Below are 18,797 nucleotides of genomic sequence, written 5' to 3'. Positions count from 1 at the left end.
AGACGCTTGCAGCCTGCCAACCATCCGTTAACATCGCCGCAGTTTTTCAATCAGAGGCCAACATGTACATCTATCGATTGGTCCTGCTGCTGGTCGTCGGGATCTACCTGTTTTCTCCCGCCATCATGGACTGGTGGATCGACGCCACGGGCGCCTGGTATCGCCCCTATCTGCTGTGGTTGATCCTGATCGTCGTGACTTTCATCCTGCAGAGCCAAAAAGATGCCGATGAGCTTTAGCCTGACCCAGATGCTGCTGATCAGCGCCGCCTACCTGGCCGCGCTGTTCGGGGTGGCCTGGATCAGTGAGCGTGGGATGATCCCGCGGGCGATCATTCGCCACCCGCTGACCTACACCTTGTCCCTGGGCGTCTATGCCAGCGCTTGGGCGTTCTATGGCACGGTGGGCCTGGCCTACCAATATGGCTATGGGTTTCTTTCCAGCTACCTCGGGGTATCCGGGGCCTTCCTGCTGGCGCCGGTGCTGCTGTACCCGATCCTGAAAATCACCCGCACCTACCAACTGTCGTCGCTGGCCGACCTGTTTGCCTTCCGCTTTCGCAGCACCTGGGCCGGCGCGCTGACCACGATCTTCATGCTGATCGGCGTACTGCCGCTGCTGGCCCTGCAGATCCAGGCGGTGGCCGACTCCATTGGCATTCTCACCCACGAGCCGGTGCAACATCGGGTGGCCCTGAGCTTTTGTGCGCTGATCACCCTGTTCACGATTTTTTTCGGCTCGCGGCATATCGCCACCCGGGAAAAACACGAAGGCCTGGTATTTGCGATTGCCTTCGAGTCGGTGATCAAGCTGATCGCCATCGGTGGCGTGGGCTTGTACGCGCTGTATGGGGTGTTCGACGGCCCGCAACAACTTGAGCTGTGGCTGCTGCAAAACCAGACCGCCCTCGCCGCCCTGCACACCCCGCTGCAGGAAGGCCCCTGGCGCACGTTGCTGCTGGTGTTCTTTGCCTCGGCCATCGTCATGCCGCACATGTACCACATGACCTTCACCGAGAACCTCAATCCGCGTTCGCTGGTCAGCGCCAGCTGGGGCCTGCCCCTGTTCCTGTTGCTGATGAGCCTGGCGGTGCCGCTGATCCTCTGGGCCGGGCTGAAACTGGGGGCCACCACCAACCCGGAATACTTCACCCTCGGCATCGGCATCGCCGCCAACAGTAAATCCCTGGCGCTGCTGGCCTATGTCGGTGGGTTATCGGCGGCCAGTGGCTTGATTATCGTCACCACCCTGGCGCTGTCGGGCATGGCCCTCAACCACCTGGTGCTGCCGCTGTATCAGCCGCCCGCCGAAGGCAATATCTACCGCTGGCTGAAATGGACACGCCGCGCGCTGATCGTGGCCATCATCATGGCCGGCTATGGCTTCTACCTGCTGATGGCGGCCGAGCAAGACCTGGCCAACCTCGGCATTGTGGCCTTCGTCGCCACCTTGCAGTTCCTGCCGGGGGTGTTGTCGGTGCTGTACTGGCCAACCGCCAATCGGCGTGGGTTTATCGCCGGGCTGCTGGCGGGGATCCTGGTGTGGCTGGTGACCATGCTGCTACCACTGGTCGGCAACCTGCAGGGTTTCTACATCCCGCTGCTGAACATGATCTACGTGCTGGATGACACCAGTTGGCACATGGCAGCCATCGCCTCACTGGCGGCCAACGTACTGATGTTCACCCTGATCTCCCTGTTCACCAACGCCAGCCCCGAAGAAACCAGCGCGGCCGAAGCCTGCGCGGTGGATAACGTACGCCGCCCGCAACGCCGCGAACTGCATGCCGCCTCGCCCCAGGAATTCGCCACGCAACTGGCCAAGCCCCTGGGCGCCAAGGCTGCACAAAAGGAAGTGGAACAGGCACTGCGCGACCTGTACCTGCCTTTCGACGAGCGCCGCCCCTATGCCCTGCGCCGCCTGCGCGACCGCATCGAGGCCAACCTGTCCGGGTTGATGGGCCCCAGCGTGTCCCAGGACATGGTCGAGACCTTCCTGCCCTACAAGGCCGGCGGCGAAAACTATGTAACTGAAGATATCCACTTTATCGAGAGCCGGCTGGAAGACTACCACTCACGCCTCACCGGCCTTGCCGCCGAACTTGATGCCCTGCGCCGCTACCACCGCCAGACCCTGCAGGAACTGCCCATGGGCGTGTGCTCCCTGGCCAAGGACCAGGAGATCCTGATGTGGAACAAGGCCATGGAAGAGCTGACCGGCATCGCCGCCCAGCGCGTGGTCGGCTCGCGCCTGACCACCATCGGCGATCCCTGGCGAGAGTTGCTGCAGGGCTTTATCAACCTGCCAGACGAACACTTGCACAAACAGCACCTGGCCCTGGATGGCCAGACCCGCTGGCTGAACCTGCACAAAGCGGCCATCGACGAACCCCTGGCCCCAGGCAACAGTGGCTTGGTATTGCTGGTCGAAGACCTCACTGAAACCCAGATGCTCGAAGACAAGCTGGTGCATTCCGAGCGCCTGGCCAGTATCGGGCGCCTGGCGGCAGGCGTGGCCCACGAGATCGGCAATCCGATCACCGGTATCGCGTGCCTGGCGCAGAACCTGCGCGAGGAGCGCGAAAAAGACGACGAAATCACCGAAATCAGCGGGCAGATCCTCGAGCAGACCAAACGCGTCTCGCGCATCGTGCAATCGCTGATGAGCTTCGCCCATGCCGGCGGCCACCAGAATCACGATGAAGCGGTGTGCCTGGCTGAAGTCGCCCAGGATGCCATTGGGCTGCTGGCCTTGAACCGGCGTAATTTCGAAGTACAGTTCTATAACTTGTGCGATCCGGAACACTGGGTGGTCGGCGACTCACAACGCCTGGCCCAGGTGCTGATCAACCTGCTGTCCAATGCCCGCGACGCGACACCCGCCGGCAGTGCGGTAAGGGTCAAGAGCGAGGCTTACGAGCACACGGTAGACCTGATCGTCGAAGACGAAGGCAGCGGTATTCCACAGAACATCATGGACCGATTGTTCGAACCCTTCTTCACCACCAAGGATCCTGGTGAAGGTACCGGTCTGGGCCTTGCACTGGTCTATTCCATCGTTGAAGAGCATTATGGACAAATCACCATCGACAGCCCGGCTGACACCGAAAGCCAACGCGGCACCCGTATTCGGGTGACCTTGCCGCGTCATGTCGAAGCGACGTCCGCTGTGAACTGAGACCGTCGAGAGAATTGAATCAATGCCGCACATTTTGATCGTCGAAGACGAAACCATTATCCGCTCTGCCTTGCGTCGCCTGCTTGAACGTAATCAGTACCAGGTCAGCGAAGCCGGCTCGGTGCAGGAAGCCCAAGAGCGTTTCAGCATTCCCACATTCGACCTGATTGTCAGTGACCTGCGCCTGCCTGGCGCGCCCGGTACCGAACTGATCAAGCTGGGCCAGGGCACGCCGGTGCTGATCATGACCAGCTATGCCAGCCTGCGCTCGGCCGTAGACTCCATGAAGATGGGCGCGGTGGACTACATCGCCAAGCCCTTCGACCACGACGAAATGCTCCAGGCCGTGGCGCGCATCCTGCGTGACCGCCAGTCCACCAACAGTGCCCCGGCGGAACGGCCGGCCGGCAAGGCCGCCAGCGACAAACCCGGGGTCGACAACAGCAATGGCGAAATCGGCATCATCGGCTCCTGCCCGCCCATGCAGGACCTGTACGTCAAGATCCGCAAGGTTGCGCCCACGGACTCCAATGTCCTGATCCAGGGCGAGTCCGGCACCGGCAAAGAGCTGGTGGCCCGCGCCCTGCACAACCTGTCCAAGCGCGCCAAGGCCCCGATGATCTCGGTGAACTGCGCGGCAATCCCCGAATCCTTGATCGAATCCGAACTGTTCGGCCACGAGAAAGGTGCCTTTACCGGCGCCAGCGCCGGACGCGCCGGCCTGGTGGAAGCGGCGGACGGCGGCACGCTGTTCCTCGACGAAATCGGTGAGCTGCCCCTGGAAGCCCAGGCACGCCTGCTGCGCGTATTGCAGGAAGGCGAGATTCGCCGGGTCGGCTCGGTGCAGTCACAAAAAGTCGATGTGCGCCTGATCGCCGCGACTCACCGGGACCTGAAGAGCCTGGCGAAAATCGGCCAGTTCCGCGAAGACCTGTATTACCGCCTGCACGTAATCGCCCTCAAGCTGCCGGCCCTGCGCGAACGCGGTGCCGACGTCAACGAGATTGCCAATGCGTTCCTGTTGCGCCAGAGCGCGCGCGTCAACCGTACCGACCTGACGTTTGCGGCCGACGCCGAGCAAGCCATCCGCCACTATTCGTGGCCAGGTAACGTGCGCGAGCTGGAAAACGCTGTGGAGCGAGCAGTGATTCTTTCGGAGAGCCCGCAGATCTCCGCCGAGCTGCTGGGCATTGATATCGAACTGAGTGACCTGGACGATGACGACTTCATTGGCCTGGCACCACAACAGGGCGGCAGTAACACCAGCCATGAGCCTACGGAAGACTTGTCCCTGGAAGACTACTTCCAGCACTTCGTCCTGGAGCACCAGGACCATATGACCGAGACCGAACTGGCGCGCAAACTGGGCGTCAGCCGCAAATGCCTGTGGGAACGGCGCCAGCGCCTGGGCATTCCACGGCGCAAGACCGGGGTTGCCAGCGAAAGCTGAGGTCAACTCACATTGGGTAACACCCCAAACGTGAAAAAACTGTTACCTCAGATATTCACGTAACAAAAAGCCGGGGCTTACGGTAACGAAGCCCCGGCTTTTTTTCGTCCTCCAAACACCCAAAACCCGGCCAACCCCCTGATTTTGCTGGGGCTCGCAAAAGTTGGCACGCACCCTGCTATATGCTTAGTACAAGAACAATAAAAAGCACCGTACACACACAATAAAAATAAGACGAATCGACTCACGCACAATAAAAACAACACGGCGGAGGCGCAGCTAACTGATTCTTTTGGAGAGGCGTTGCATTTGGGGCTTGCCCCGCAACCAGGCCGAGAACAACAAAAAATGCCCTAAGGCAGAGCCTGAACTGGTTGGATCATTGATCATCGCAACACAGCGACCAAAGCAATCCGTTTGCTCTTGACTCCCGATTGGGAGTGTCATGAAGGTCAAATCTCATGGCGAGGGCGATCAACAAAAACAAGAAGCCCGAAACCAATAATAAAAATAGAGCACGCAACTACTTTCTGGGGGAGCTTCGGCTCCCCTTGTAGTTTCTGTGATTTGAGCGCCACACCGGCTTATTTAAGCATCTGGCTCAACGCTTGCAGCTAGTTCCTACACCATCCCCTGACTAAATGCTAGAATCCCGGCCCATCATGCGGTCATTCTTCGTTATGGCCGAACATTCCTTCAAACAGTGCATCCCATGCTGAAGAAGTTGTTCCAGTCATTCCGTTCCCCCTTGCGTCGTACGCAACACATTCGCAGCACGCCTGAAGTGCTCAACAGCAATCAACATTCGCTGCAGCGCGCCCAGTTCAGCCGTTATGCGGTGAACATCGTCGAACGCCTGCAGAACGCTGGCTACCAGGCCTACCTGGTCGGTGGTTGTGTGCGCGACATGTTGCTCAACATCACTCCCAAGGATTTCGACGTCGCCACCAGCGCCACGCCTGAACAAGTGCGCGCCGAGTTTCGCAACGCGCGGATCATCGGTCGGCGCTTCAAGTTGGTGCATATCCACTTTGGTCGCGAGATCATCGAGGTCGCCACCTTCCGAGCAGGCCACCCGCAAAACGATGAAGAGGAAGACAGCAACCAGTCTTCCCGCAACGAAAGCGGACGCATCCTGCGGGACAATGTGTACGGCACCCTGGAAGAAGACGCGCAACGCCGCGACTTCACCATCAATGCCCTCTATTACGATCCGGTCAGCGAGCGCATCCTCGATTACGCCAACGGCGTACACGATATTCGCAACCACCTGATCCGCCTGATCGGCGACCCTACGCAGCGCTACCAGGAAGACCCGGTGCGCATGCTGCGGGCCGTGCGCTTTGCCGCCAAGCTGAACTTCGGCATCGAGAAACATACGGCCGCGCCGATTCGCGAGCTGGCGCCGATGCTGCGGGAAATCCCTTCGGCACGCCTGTTCGAGGAAGTGCTCAAGCTGTTCCTTTCCGGGCATGCCGCCGACACCTTCGAAATGCTGGTGGACCTGCAGTTGTTCGACCCACTGTTCCCGGCCAGCGCCGATGCACTGGAGCACAACCCCACGTACACCCACACGCTGATCAGTGAAGCGTTGATCAACACTGACCTGCGGATCAAACAGAACAAACCGGTGACCCCGGCATTCCTGTTTGCCGCCCTGCTCTGGCCGGCGCTGCCCGCCCGCGTGCTGCGCCTGCAGAACCGTGGCATGCCGCCGATTCCAGCGATGCAGGAAGCGGCGCACGAGTTGATCGCCGAGCAATGCCAGCGCATCGCAATCCCCAAGCGTTTCACCATGCCGATCCGCGAGATCTGGGACATGCAGGAACGCCTGCCACGGCGCAGTGGCAAACGTGCCGACCTGCTGCTGGACAACCCGCGCTTCCGTGCCGGCTATGACTTCCTGCTGCTGCGTGAAAGCGCCGGCGAGCAGACTGATGGCCTGGGCGAATGGTGGACCGACTACCAGGACGCCAATGACAGCGAACGTCGCGAGATGATTCGTGAACTGAGCAGCAAAGGCGAACCCACTGGCGACGGCCCGAAAAAGCGCCGCCGCAGCAGCGGTAGCAAACGCAAGCGCAGTGCCGCCGATACCTCTGGCGAATAAGCACCGTGGAGCGTATCTACATCGGTATGGGCAGCAACCTTGCTGCCCCGCAGCAACAATTGCGCAACGCCATCGAGGCGTTGGCGCAGTTGCCGAACACCACATTCGTCGGTGTTTCTGCCTTCTACCAAAGTGATTCCCTACTTCCCGGCCAGCCGCGCTATACCAATGCGGTGGCGGCGCTGGACAGCACCCTCGCGCCACTGGAACTGCTGGATGCGCTGCAAGCCATCGAGAACGACCAGGGCCGCGAACGCCTTGAGCGTTGGGGCCCACGCACCCTGGACCTGGATATCCTGCTGTTTGGCGATCGCCTGATTGATGAGCCGCGCCTCAAGGTGCCTCATTACCAGATGCATCTAAGGGCTTTTGTGTTGTATCCACTTGCCGAACTGGCACCGGCCACTTTGCAACTGCCTGACGGTCGCCTACTCAGTGATCTGCTCGATCAATGCCCATTCGTCGGCCTGGAACGCCTGCCTCCTGCTTGACTCAAGCCCTGTAGGCGCTGGCCGAACACGCCTTTTACCTGCTGAATCGCATCAGTAACAGCGGTAACACCCCGCTCGTAACAATGCGGTAACACATCCAATTGACTTCCAGAGTCCTCCTCACGACTATAGGCGTCCCGCTGCCGCCAACCCGGCGCTGAAGGGCGCAATCCAGGCCTTATAAGCACTGCTCTGAAGAAAGTGCGCCTGTATAAACGAAGACTCACGCGCGTTACTCGCTGTTTCCAAGCGCCTGAACGAGGACCCTTTTCATGCCAGACATTACCCTGACCACCTTGCAGAGCCTCAAACTCAAGGGTGAAAAAATCACCATGCTGACCTGCTATGACGCCACGTTCGCCCAGGCTTGCTGCCAGGCCGGGGTCGAGGTGTTACTGGTGGGCGACTCCCTGGGCATGGTTCTTCAAGGGAATGACAGCACCCTCCCGGTCACCACCGATGAACTCGCCTACCACACCGCCAGCGTCAAGCGCGGTAACGAAGGCGCCTTTATCATCGCCGACCTGCCGTTCATGGCTTACGCAACGCTTGAGCAGACCTTCCAGAACGCCGGCAAGCTGATGCAGGCCGGGGCACATATGATCAAGGTCGAAGGTGCCTTGTGGCTTGCCGAGTCGATCCGCTTGTTAGCTGAACGCGGCGTTCCGGTATGCGCACACATGGGCCTCACGCCACAGTCTGTCAATATCCTGGGTGGCTACAAGGTCCAGGGCCGTAATGAAGCCCAAGCCCGGCAGATGCGGGCCGACGCCATCGCCCTGGAGCAGGCCGGCGCTGCAATGATTGTGCTCGAGTGCGTGCCTAGCGAACTGGCGGAAGAAATCACCCAGGCGGTGAAAATCCCGGTGATCGGCATTGGCGCCGGCAGCGCGACCGACGGCCAGGTCCTGGTGCTGCACGACATGCTCGGCCTGAACCTCACCGGCCGCGCCCCCAAATTCGTGAAGAACTTCATGACCGGCCAGGACAACATCCAGGCCGCGCTGAGCGCCTATGTGGCTGAAGTCAAAGCCGTTACCTTCCCTGGCCTCGAACACGGATTCTCTGCATGAACACCGTAAAAACCCTGCGCGAACTGCGGGCCGCCGTCACTCACGCGCGTAACGCCGGCAAGCGCATTGGCTTCGTGCCGACCATGGGCAACCTGCATGCCGGCCACGCTACGCTGGTGACGCGCGCCGCCGAACAAGCCGACTTCGTGGTGGCGAGCATTTTCGTCAACCCGCTGCAGTTTGGCGCCGGTGAAGACCTGGACAAGTACCCGCGCACTCTGGCCGCCGACCAGGAAAAGCTGCTGGTGGCGGGCTGCAACCTGCTGTTCGCCCCCACCGTCGACGAGATGTACCCCGACGGCATGACGGTGCAGACCCGGGTCAGCGTGCCGCAACTGTCCGAAGGCCTGTGCGGCGCCAGCCGCCCGGGTCACTTCGAGGGCGTGGCGACGGTGGTGAGCAAGCTGTTCAACATGGTCCAGCCTGACCTCGCAGTGTTCGGGCAAAAGGACTACCAGCAACTGGCGGTGATCCGCGCCATGGTGCGCGACCTGAACATGCCGATCCAGATCATTGGCGAGCCCACCGTGCGCGCCGAGGACGGCCTGGCGCTGTCCTCGCGCAACGGTTACCTGACTGAAGAACAGCGCGCCATCGCCCCGGTGCTGTACCGCAGCCTCCGTCATATCGCCGCCGCCATTGAAAACGGCGACCGCGACTTCGCCAAGCTAAGGGCCGAGCAGGTCCAGCACATCGAGGCCGCCGGCCTGCGCATGGACTACCTGGAAGTCTGCCAGGGCCAGCACCTGCGTCCGGCAACCGCCGAGGATCGTGATGTGGTGATCCTGGTCGCCGCGTACATGGGCGCGACCCGGTTGATCGACAACCTGCACCTCAACCTCAGCGCTTAAGCCTGGCAATCTCCCCATGTGGGAGCGGGCTTGCCCGCGATGGCGGGCGGTCAGTCGATGTATTTGTCGCTGACCCAGCACCATCGCGGGCAAGCCTGCTTGTATGGTTAGACTTGTAGGGGTGGTGGGACTAAAAGCCAGCATCTGACTCTAGCCAGTACAGACCGTGGGAGACTTCGCCCCACCCCTTCACCAAAGCGCCGATAAGGAATGCATCGGCCATGACCGACGATAGAAGCAAGCCAGCGCAACGGTGAAGCCCCGACAAGCCCGTAAACCCTAACCCGGAGCTTTTCTCATGGCAATGACTGTCTCGCAATCAATCATTGGAGTGGATGTCGCTAAAGCCGAAGTAGTTGTTTATCACAGTGAAACTGCTGAAACAAAGATCGTATCGAACAAGAAAAACGAGCTGAAGGCATGGCTGAAGTCTCCCACATTCGGTTTTTAGCGTCTCCCAGGCCCCGGTATAAAAAAGTACCGGCTTGCGCGCAGACAAAGCCAAGACATATCGACACGCTAGGTTTAATGTAATCGCCCGGCGTTATAGTTAGCGCTGTCTGGAACCCAAACCTTGATACAAAACTGGATGTTCCGGGTTTAGAAGTGTCCTAAAAGCAGTCCCAGTAATAAAAAGGAAACCCGCAGCGATGGCGTACTACCGCACCCCTCATGACGTTACCGCTCTGCCCGCCTGGCAAGCGCTCAATCAACATCGCCAAGCCATGCAGGATTTCAGCATGCGCGAAGCGTTTAATGCCGATCCCCAGCGCTTTACCCAGTTCACGTTGAGCAGCTGCGGACTTTTCCTCGATTACTCGAAAAACCTGATTACCCCTGAAACCCGCGACCTGCTGGTGGGCCTGGCCAACGAAGTCGATCTCAAAAGCGCAATCAAGGCGCTGTTCGATGGCGAGCCGGTCAACTCTTCGGAAGGTCGTCCGGCGCTGCACACCGCACTGCGCCGCCCGGTGGGCGACAAGTTGTCGGTCAACGGCACCAATATCATGCCCGACGTGCACAAGGTGCTGAACCAGATTACCGACCTGGTGGGCCGCATCCATGACGGCCTGTGGCGCGGCTACACCGAGAAGCCGATCACCGACGTGGTCAACATCGGCATCGGCGGTTCGTTCCTCGGCCCAGAGCTGGTCTCCGAGGCACTGTTGTCCTACGCCCATAAAGGCGTGCGCTGCCACTACCTGGCGAATATCGATGGCAGTGAATTCCACGAGCTGACCCAGAAGCTGCGCGCCGAGACCACGCTGTTTATCGTCTCGTCGAAGTCCTTCAATACCCTGGAAACCCTGAAAAATGCCCAGGCCGCCCGCGCCTGGTACCTGGCCCAGGGTGGCTCGGAAGCCGAGCTGTATCGCCACTTTATCGCCGTGTCGAGCAACAACGCGGCGGCCGTGGCCTTCGGTATCCGTGAAGAGAATATCTTCCCGATGTGGGACTGGGTCGGCGGCCGTTACTCGTTGTGGTCGGCCATCGGCTTGCCAATCGCCCTGGCCATTGGCATGTCCAACTTCAAGGAACTGCTGTCGGGTGCCTACACCATGGACCAGCACTTCCAGACCGCGCCGTTCGAGGCAAACATGCCGGTGCTGCTGGGCCTGCTGGGTGTGTGGTACGGCAACTTCTGGGGCGCCCAGAGCCACGCGATCCTGCCGTACGACCACTACCTGCGTAACATCACCAAGCACTTGCAACAGTTGGACATGGAATCCAACGGCAAGAGCGTACGCCAGGACGGCACGCCGGTTTCCACCGATACTGGCCCGGTTATCTGGGGCGGCGTGGGCTGCAACGGTCAGCACGCGTACCACCAGTTGCTGCACCAGGGCACCCAGTTGATCCCGGCCGACTTCATTGTGCCGATCGTCAGCTTCAACCCGGTCTCCGACCACCATCAGTGGCTGTATGCCAACTGCCTGTCCCAGAGCCAGGCGCTGATGCTCGGCAAGACCCGCAGCGAAGCCGAAGCCGAGTTGCGTGACAAAGGCATGGCCGAAGACGAAATACAAAAGCTGGCGCCGCACAAGGTGATTCCGGGCAACCGCCCGAGCAACACCCTGGTGGTGGAGCGGATCAGCCCGCGCCGTCTGGGCGCGCTGGTGGCGATGTATGAACACAAAGTGTTTGTACAAAGCGTCATCTGGGGCATCAACGCCTTTGACCAATGGGGCGTGGAGCTGGGCAAGGAGCTGGGCAAGGGCGTCTACAACCGCCTGACGGGCGCCGAGGAAACCTCGGCCGACGATGCCTCGACCCAAGGCTTGATCAACTACTTCCGTGGTCGTCACCGCGGTTGATGTGATCGGCACTACAATCAGGGATTGAACCTGCACAAGCGCCCCCTGTGGGAGCTGGCTTGCCAGCTCCCACAGGGACCAGCCTTGAACTCTTGTCTCTATAACAAGAAGAGGGATCCCTAATGTTCGATATCAGCCAGTTTCCCCATGCCGATGCAGTGCGCCGGGGCGCGCAACTCAGTCAAGAGGACTATCAGCGCCTCTATCGGCAATCCATCGAACACCCCGATACGTTCTGGGCCGAACAGGCCAAGGCGCTGCTCGACTGGATCACGCCCTGGCAGACCGTCCAGCACTGCGATATCAACACCGGCGCCGCGCAGTGGTTTGCCGGTGGCCAGTTGAACGTCAGCTACAACTGCATTGACCGTCACCTGGCGCAACGCGCCGATCAGCCGGCCTTTATCTGGGAAGGCGATGATCCTGCAAAATCTTCCAAAATCACCTACCGCCAACTTCACCAAAACGTCAGCCGCCTGGCCAATGTGCTGAAAAGCCGTGGCGTGAAAAAAGGCGACCGGGTGTGTATCTACATGCCGATGATTCCGGAAGCCGCCTACGCGATGCTGGCCTGCACGCGGATTGGCGCGGTGCATTCCGTGGTGTTTGGCGGGTTCTCACCGGATGCCCTGCGCGACCGTATCCTGGATGCCGACTGCCGCACCGTGATCACCGCCGACGAAGGCGTACGCGGCGGCAAACCCGTGGCGCTGAAACAGAATGTCGACAAGGCCCTGGCCAGCTGTCCGAATGTCACGACGGTACTGGTGGTGGAACGAACCGGTGCGGCCGTAGCCTGGACTGAAGGGCGCGACCTCAAGTACCAACAGGCGGTGGACGCGGTCAGCGACGCATGCCCGCCCGAGCCGATGGCTGCCGAAGACCCGCTGTTTATCCTCTATACCTCCGGCAGTACCGGCAAGCCCAAGGGCGTGCTGCACACCACCGGCGGCTATCTGCTGCAAGCGGCGATGACCTTCAAATACGTGCTCGATTATCGCGAGGGCGAAGTGTTCTGGTGCACCGCCGATGTCGGCTGGGTCACGGGCCATAGCTATATCGTGTACGGGCCGCTGGCCAATGGCGCCACCTCCCTGATGTTCGAGGGTGTGCCGAGTTACCCGGACAGCTCGCGCTTCTGGCAGGTGATCGATAAACATCAGGTGAATATTTTCTACACCGCGCCCACCGCCCTGCGGGCCTTGATGCGCGAGGGTCATGGCCCGCTGGAAAGTACGTCCAGGGCCAGCCTGAGATTGCTCGGCAGTGTCGGCGAACCGATCAACCCGGAAGCCTGGGAGTGGTATTTCAACGCCGTCGGCGAGCAGCGCTGCCCGATTGTCGATACCTGGTGGCAGACCGAGACCGGCGGCATCATGCTCAGCCCGCTGGTCAGCGCCCAGCGCATCAAGCCCGGCTGCGCGACCCAGCCGATGTTTGGGGTGCAGCCGGTATTGCTCGACGAGCAGGGCAAGGAAATCAGCGGCGCCGGCAGCGGCGTCCTGGCGATCAAAGCCAGCTGGCCGGGGCAGATCCGCAGCGTGTATGGCGACCCGCAGCGGATGATCGACACCTACTTCAAGCCCTACCCCGGATACTACTTTACCGGCGACGGTGCGCGGCGCGACGAGGATGGCGACTACTGGATCACCGGGCGCATTGATGACGTGATCAACGTCTCCGGCCATCGCATCGGCACCGCCGAGGTGGAAAGCGCGCTGGTGCTGCATGACAAAGTGGCCGAGGCTGCCGTCGTCGGCTACCCCCATGACCTCAAGGGCCAGGGCATCTATGCGTTTGTCACACCGATGAATGGCGTCGAGCCCAGCGATGCGCTGAAAAAACACCTGCTGGACCTGGTCAGCAAGGAAATCGGCAGCTTTGCCAAGCCTGAGCTGATCCAATGGGCGCCGGCCTTGCCGAAAACCCGTTCAGGCAAGATCATGCGGCGTATCCTGCGCAAGATCGCCTGCAACGAACTGGACAGCTTGGGCGATACCTCTACCCTGGCCGATCCGAGCGTGGTCGACGGCCTGATCGACAAGCGCCTGAACCGATAGGAACCCCCAAGCCACCATGGAATTTCTGCGCAACCGTATCGAATCCCAACTGATGAGCCTGACGGGGCTGTCCCTGGGCAATCTGGACCTGGAAAGCCCCAAGGGCGACCCAGGGCTGTTCGGGCCGGACTCGGTGAGCTGGAAGGTCCATGGTGACTTCAGCAGCATGCTGATCGGGGGTATCAGCGCCTTGATGTTGCAGGCGCTGCATCCCCTGGCGCTGGCCGGCGTGTGGGACCATTCGAATTTTCGCCAGGACATGCTTGGGCGTTTGCGCCGCACTTCGCAGTTTATTTCCGGTACTACGTTTGGCTCGCGCCGCGACGCGTTATGGCTGATCGAAAAGGTGCGCACCATCCACCTGCAAGTGGTCGGGCACGCACCTGACGGGCGCCCCTACGCGGCCAGTGATCCTGAATTGCTGACGTGGGTTCACGTCGCCGAAGTCAGCAGCTTTCTGGCGGCGCATTTGCGCTACAAAACCCCGGATTTATCGCCCAGAGACCAGGATCGGTACTACAGCGAGATTGCCCTGGTCGCCGAACAACTGGGGGCTCGCCACGTGCCGCGCTCAAGGCAGGAAATTGCTGATTACCTGCAACGTATTCGCCCACAACTGCTGTGTGACGAACGCAGCCGCGAAGTACTGCGCCTGTTGCTCGATGCCCCGGCTCCCAGCGCCCTGGCCAAGCCGTTCGGGGCGCTGATGATGCAGGCCGGGATCGACCTACTACCGGACTGGGCGGGTGACATGCTGGGTCAACAGCAAAGCCCGCTGCAACGCCAACTGATCCGCGCCGGGGTCAGGCGCAGCGCGCCGCTGCTGCGCTGGGCGATGCGCAATGGTTCGGTGCAACGGGCCCACAGGCGGATGGGCCTGCTGTAACGACACACACCCTGTGGCAACTGGCTTGCCCGCGATACTGATCGACCTGCACCCGCGCCATCGCCGGCAAGCCGACGCCCACAGGAGCTGTTAAACTTGCGCGCTTAAATTCCCCAGCAAGGCGCGCTCCATGTCGTCCCTGAATCAGGCGCTGCGCGCCGCCCTCGATCACCGCCAAGACCTGCTCGCCGAGCTGCATGCCCAAGGCACCGATTGCTATCGGCTGTTTCATGGCAGCCAGGAAGGCGCGGGGGGCCTGACCATCGACCGTTACGGCCCGCAATTGATGGTGCAGAGCTTTCACCAGTCCCTGGACAGCGATGCGCTCCTGCAATTGCACCTGATGATCAACCAGTACCTGGGCCTGGAGTTGCTGCTGGTCTATAACGACCGCTCCCGAGGCAACTCGCGTATCGACCGCGAAGACACGGTGTACCGCGCCGAACCTGCGGCCCTGGAAGACCTGGTTGGCCACGAATGGGGCCTGAACTATCGCGTGCGCGGTCGCCACCCGGGGCAGGACCCGCTGCTGTTCCTGGACCTGCGCAATACCCGCGGCTGGGTCAAGGCGCACAGTGCCGGCAAAAGCGTGCTGAACCTGTTTGCCTACACCTGCGGCGTCGGCCTCAGTGCAGCGGCCGGCGGGGCCCGCGAGGTGTGCAACCTGGACTTCGCCGAGGGCAACCTGGCAGTCGGTCGCGAAAACGGCGAGTTGAACCCGCAACTGCCAGCCATGACGTTTGTACAGTCCGATTACTTCCCGGCAATCCGCCAACTGGCCGGGCTGCCGATCACCCAGCGTCGCGGGCAAAAACTGCCGAGCTACCCGCGCCTGGAGCAACGTCAATATGACCTGGTGCTGCTCGACCCACCCGCCTGGGCCAAGAGCGCCTTTGGTACCGTGGACCTGTTGCGTGACTACCAGAGCCTGCTCAAGCCGGCATTGCTGGCCACCGCGCAAAACGGTGTACTGATCTGCTGCAACAACCTGGCAAAGGTCAGCATGGATGACTGGCGCGAGCAGGTCTTGCGCTGTGCTGAAAAGGCTGGCCGCCCCGTACGCGACTGGACAGTGATGACACCCGGCGCTGACTTTCCCTCACAAGACCAGCAGCCGCCGCTGAAGACTCTGATCCTGCAGTTGTAGGATTGCCCTGAAAGAACCTGACTGGCGTAATAAAGGCGCGGTTCTTCGGAACCGTAAACCCGTGCCATACTCCAAGGCACTCCTGATCGACATAGATGGCGTCACCCATGCCCAAAGGATTGATTCGCGCCACAGGCGCCTTGCTGACCGCCCTTGCACTCTACAGCTTGCTGGGCTTTTTGATTCTGCCCGGTATTGCGCTTCGCGTGGCCAACCAACAGTTGGCCAATTACGCCACCGTGCCGGCCCGTATCGAGCGTATCGAGCTCAACCCGTTCAGCCTGGAACTGACCCTCTGGGGCCTGAAAATCGGTGAGCCGGGCAAGGAACAGGTGGGATTTGAACGCCTCTATGCCAACCTGCAGATCGACAGCCTCTGGACCCGCGCCCTGCACCTGGCCGATGTGCAGTTGGACAAGCCGAAGACCGAAATCCTCTTCGACAAGACCGGTACCCTCAACCTGGCGCAACTGTTCAAGTTGCCGCCGAGCGAACCGACCCCCGATGACCCCGAAAGCAAACCGTTCCCGCTGCGCATCGAACGCATCAAGCTGGCGAGCGGTTACGTGCACTTCGAAGACGTGCGCCCCAGCGAGCCTATCGAGTTCCTCTACGACAAACTCGACTTCGAGCTGAAAAACCTCAGCACCCTGCCCGAAGACAATGCCGACATGACCCTGGTCGCCGCTGGCCCCGAGGGCGGGCAGATCGACTGGACCGGCAATTTCAGCCTGGTGCCGATCGCCTCTGAGGGTAAGTTGAAGGTCACAGATGGCAAGATGAAAGTCTGGTGGCCCTATGTGCGGGACGCCGTGCCCCTGGTCCTGGAAGATGGCACCCTTAATTTCAGTACCGACTACAAGCTGAACCTGGCCAAAGAAACCGAACTGAACCTGACCAACGTCTCGGCGAGCATCGCGCCGTTCGCGATCAAGGCCCCGGATGGCCGGCCACTGGCCCGCCTGGAGCGCCTGGATGTCAGCGAAACCTCGATCGACCTGGCCAAGCAGCAAGTGATCGTGGGCAAAATCCGCAGTAACAAGCTCGAAACCTGGGCCGCCCGTGAAGCCGATGGCCAACTGGACTGGCAGAAACTGTTCGCCAGCCAGCCGAGCAAGCCAGCCACCAAGCCTGAACCAGCAAGCGCTCCCGCCGCGGCCGATTCGCCAAAACCCGAGTCGACAGCGCCGAGCAAGCCTTGGCAAGTGCTGCTCAAGGATGTGCAACTGCGTAACTATCAGGTGCACTTGGCTGATCGCCAGGTAAAACCTGCGGTGGCCCTGGAGCTGGGCCCGCTGAATGTCGATGTACAAGACTTCGACAGCCTCAATCAAAGCCCCTTCACCCTCAAGATCGACAGTGGCCTGGGCAAGCAGGGCAAGATCCAGGCGAGCGGCCAGGTCAACCTGAACCCGGTCAGCGCCAAGTTGAAAGTCGACACCAAGGATATCGACCTGCGGGTTGCCCAGTCCTATATCAGCCCCTTTATCCGCCTGGAACTGCGCAGCGGCATGCTCGGCAGTAACCTCGATGTGAACCTCAAGAGCACCGAGCCCCTCGCGCTGCAGATCACCGGCCGCGCCCAAGTGGATCAGCTGCACACCCTGGACACGCTCAAGACCCGCGACTTCCTCAAGTGGCAGCGACTGGTGGTGGAAGGCTTGAACTACCAGCACGGCAACAGCCTGTCGATCGACAAGATCAACCTGCTGCAACCCTATGCGCGCTTTATGATCAACGATGATCGCACCACCAACGTCGATGACCTGCTGATCCCACAGCCTGCCGACAGTGGCGCCAAATCGACGGCCAAATCCAGCGCGAGCAATGAAAAACCCCTGGGCATCCGTATCGGGCAGATCGCGATCAATGACGGCTCGGCCAACTTTGCCGACTTCAGCCTGACGCCGAACTTTGCCACGGCGATCCAGCAACTCAATGGCCAGATCGGCACCATCGACAGCCGCCAGGCCAAACCGGCCAGCGTGGACATCAAGGGTAAGGTTGACCGCTATGCACCCGTGACGATCAAGGGCAGTGTCAACCCGTTTGACCCGATGGCCGCGCTGGATATCGCCACCAGCTTCAAACGCGTCGAGCTGACCACCCTGACACCGTACTCGGGCAAGTTTGCCGGGTTCCGTATCCGCAAGGGCCGACTCAACCTGGACCTGCACTACGTGATCACCAAGGGCCAGTTGAAGGCCGAGAACAAGGTGGTGGTAGAGCAACTGCAACTGGGCGAGAAAGTCGACAGCGCCGATGCGGTGGACCTGCCGATTCGCCTGGCAATTGCCCTGCTCAAGGACACTGACGGCAAGATCTCCATCGAGTTGCCGGTGACCGGCGACTTGAACAACCCGCAGTTCAGTGTGATGCCGATTGTCTGGCAAACCCTGCGCAACCTGGTAGTGCGCGCGGCAACGGCGCCGTTCAAGTTCATTGGCGGGCTGGTGACCGGTGGAGGCTCGGAGGATCTGGGCAACGTGTCGTTCGCCGCTGGCTCCAGCGCCCTGAGCAGAGACGCCGAGTCGGCCCTCAACAGCCTCGCCAAAGCCCTCAAGGAGCGCCCTGCCCTGCGCCTGGAAATCGAAGGCACTGCGGCAGCCAGCAGCGATGGTCCGTTCCTGGCCGCCGAGCGGCTTGAGCGTGAGTATCAGTACAACTACTACAAGATACTCCAGCGCCGTGGCGATAAAGTCCCGGCCCAGGCTTCATTGCTTGTAGTACCGGAAAAGGAAAAGGCGCCACTGCTCGAAGGCATCTATCGCACCCGCTTGAAGCAACAACCGCCGGCTGAGTGGAAAGACCTGGGCAGCGATGAGCGCTCGGCAAAGCTGCGCGACGGCGTGATCAAGTTCTGGAGCGGCAGTGATGTGTTGCTACGCAAACTGGGCCAGGACCGCGCGAGTGCGATCAAGGACTATCTGGTCGATAAGGGCCAGTTGGAAGACGATCGGGTGTACTTCATTGATGCCAGCCTCGGCCAGGCCGAAAAAGATGGCCGGGTAATTACGCCAATGCACCTGGATGCCGAGTAACTACCGGACACCATAAGTCCAAAGTGTGGGAACTGGCTGCCTGCTCCCACACTTGATCTGCATAATCCGCAAACATGTTTTCCCCGCCACAATAAAACGGGCCCCGACACAAGTGCCGGGGCCCGTAGTGACCACATCCCTGTGGTCGGTCGCATGAACCTGTAAGGTGCATTGAGCGGATATCTGCCTCGCTCGT

Annotated in this window: 13 protein-coding genes; all 13 read left to right on the top strand. The window is 60.8% G+C overall.

The genetic code is table 11. From position 1 onward, the window contains the following. The first annotated feature begins 62 nt into the window (after positions 1-62). The 13 genes from HBR93_RS21750 (at position 63) to HBR93_RS21690 (ending at position 18,601) form a co-directional block, all read left to right on the top strand. Entirely contained in the window at positions 63-239 is a 177-nt protein-coding gene (locus tag HBR93_RS21750) for a hypothetical protein (RefSeq protein WP_003176118.1), read from the top strand. Next, a complete protein-coding gene (locus HBR93_RS21745) occupies positions 223-3,177 on the top strand; it encodes a sensor histidine kinase (RefSeq protein WP_169961057.1) in 2,955 nt (984 codons plus the stop codon). Before HBR93_RS21750 ends, HBR93_RS21745 begins: the two co-directional genes overlap by 17 nt. Before the next feature lie 22 nt (positions 3,178-3,199). After that, positions 3,200-4,627, top strand: a complete 1,428-nt coding sequence (locus tag HBR93_RS21740) for a sigma-54 dependent transcriptional regulator (protein ID WP_057960648.1) — start codon at positions 3,200-3,202, stop codon at positions 4,625-4,627. Between the two features lie 712 nt (positions 4,628-5,339). Further along, positions 5,340-6,737: a polynucleotide adenylyltransferase PcnB gene (locus tag HBR93_RS21735; protein ID WP_057960649.1), complete on the top strand. Its 1,398-nt coding sequence runs from the start codon at positions 5,340-5,342 to the stop codon at positions 6,735-6,737. 5 nt (positions 6,738-6,742) lie between these two features. Beyond that, a complete protein-coding gene (gene folK, locus HBR93_RS21730) occupies positions 6,743-7,228 on the top strand; it encodes a 2-amino-4-hydroxy-6-hydroxymethyldihydropteridine diphosphokinase (protein ID WP_057440161.1) in 486 nt (161 codons plus the stop codon). Between the two features lie 272 nt (positions 7,229-7,500). Then, positions 7,501-8,301, top strand: coding sequence for a 3-methyl-2-oxobutanoate hydroxymethyltransferase (panB, locus tag HBR93_RS21725; protein ID WP_057960650.1), 801 nt, complete (start codon positions 7,501-7,503; stop codon positions 8,299-8,301). Beyond that, positions 8,298-9,152, top strand: a complete 855-nt coding sequence (gene panC, locus HBR93_RS21720; protein ID WP_169961056.1) for a pantoate--beta-alanine ligase — start codon at positions 8,298-8,300, stop codon at positions 9,150-9,152. The genes panB and panC overlap by 4 nt, the downstream gene beginning before the upstream one ends. 298 nt (positions 9,153-9,450) lie before the next feature. After that, on the top strand, positions 9,451-9,603 hold the full coding sequence (locus HBR93_RS21715; RefSeq protein WP_178112233.1) for a hypothetical protein: 153 nt from the start codon (positions 9,451-9,453) through the stop codon (positions 9,601-9,603). A 199-nt stretch (positions 9,604-9,802) separates the two neighbouring features. Continuing rightward, on the top strand, positions 9,803-11,467 hold the full coding sequence (pgi, locus tag HBR93_RS21710; protein WP_115127384.1) for a glucose-6-phosphate isomerase: 1,665 nt from the start codon (positions 9,803-9,805) through the stop codon (positions 11,465-11,467). Positions 11,468-11,589: 122 nt separating this feature from the next. After that, positions 11,590-13,527, top strand: coding sequence for an acetate--CoA ligase (gene acs, locus HBR93_RS21705; protein ID WP_169961055.1), 1,938 nt, complete (start codon positions 11,590-11,592; stop codon positions 13,525-13,527). 16 nt (positions 13,528-13,543) lie between these two features. Next, positions 13,544-14,413 carry an oxygenase MpaB family protein gene (locus tag HBR93_RS21700; protein WP_169961054.1) on the top strand — a complete coding sequence of 290 codons (870 nt, stop codon included), beginning with the start codon at positions 13,544-13,546 and terminating at the stop codon, positions 14,411-14,413. 130 nt (positions 14,414-14,543) lie between these two features. Further along, positions 14,544-15,560: a class I SAM-dependent methyltransferase gene (locus HBR93_RS21695; RefSeq protein WP_115127382.1), complete on the top strand. Its 1,017-nt coding sequence runs from the start codon at positions 14,544-14,546 to the stop codon at positions 15,558-15,560. Between the two features lie 107 nt (positions 15,561-15,667). After that, complete coding sequence (locus HBR93_RS21690) at positions 15,668-18,601, top strand: DUF748 domain-containing protein (protein ID WP_169961053.1); 2,934 nt, start codon at positions 15,668-15,670, stop codon at positions 18,599-18,601. Positions 18,602-18,797 lie beyond the last annotated feature (196 nt).

This window comes from Pseudomonas sp. WS 5411 (assembly GCF_012985595.1).
Taxonomy (GTDB): Bacteria; Pseudomonadota; Gammaproteobacteria; order Pseudomonadales; family Pseudomonadaceae; genus Aquipseudomonas; species Aquipseudomonas shahriarae.
Note: the sequence above shows the minus strand (reverse complement) of the source record. Positions and strands in the feature narration are given on the sequence as shown.

Coding starts and splice junctions, on each gene's coding strand:
- HBR93_RS21690 (WP_169961053.1), top strand. CDS start 15,668: ATGCCCAAAGGATTGATTCGCGCCACAGGCGCCTTGCTGACCGCCCTT.
- acs (WP_169961055.1), top strand. CDS start 11,590: ATGTTCGATATCAGCCAGTTTCCCCATGCCGATGCAGTGCGCCGGGGC.
- HBR93_RS21750 (WP_003176118.1), top strand. CDS start 63: ATGTACATCTATCGATTGGTCCTGCTGCTGGTCGTCGGGATCTACCTG.
- HBR93_RS21745 (WP_169961057.1), top strand. CDS start 223: ATGCCGATGAGCTTTAGCCTGACCCAGATGCTGCTGATCAGCGCCGCC.
- HBR93_RS21740 (WP_057960648.1), top strand. CDS start 3,200: ATGCCGCACATTTTGATCGTCGAAGACGAAACCATTATCCGCTCTGCC.
- panB (WP_057960650.1), top strand. CDS start 7,501: ATGCCAGACATTACCCTGACCACCTTGCAGAGCCTCAAACTCAAGGGT.
- HBR93_RS21715 (WP_178112233.1), top strand. CDS start 9,451: ATGGCAATGACTGTCTCGCAATCAATCATTGGAGTGGATGTCGCTAAA.
- pgi (WP_115127384.1), top strand. CDS start 9,803: ATGGCGTACTACCGCACCCCTCATGACGTTACCGCTCTGCCCGCCTGG.
- HBR93_RS21700 (WP_169961054.1), top strand. CDS start 13,544: ATGGAATTTCTGCGCAACCGTATCGAATCCCAACTGATGAGCCTGACG.
- panC (WP_169961056.1), top strand. CDS start 8,298: ATGAACACCGTAAAAACCCTGCGCGAACTGCGGGCCGCCGTCACTCAC.
- HBR93_RS21695 (WP_115127382.1), top strand. CDS start 14,544: ATGTCGTCCCTGAATCAGGCGCTGCGCGCCGCCCTCGATCACCGCCAA.
- HBR93_RS21735 (WP_057960649.1), top strand. CDS start 5,340: ATGCTGAAGAAGTTGTTCCAGTCATTCCGTTCCCCCTTGCGTCGTACG.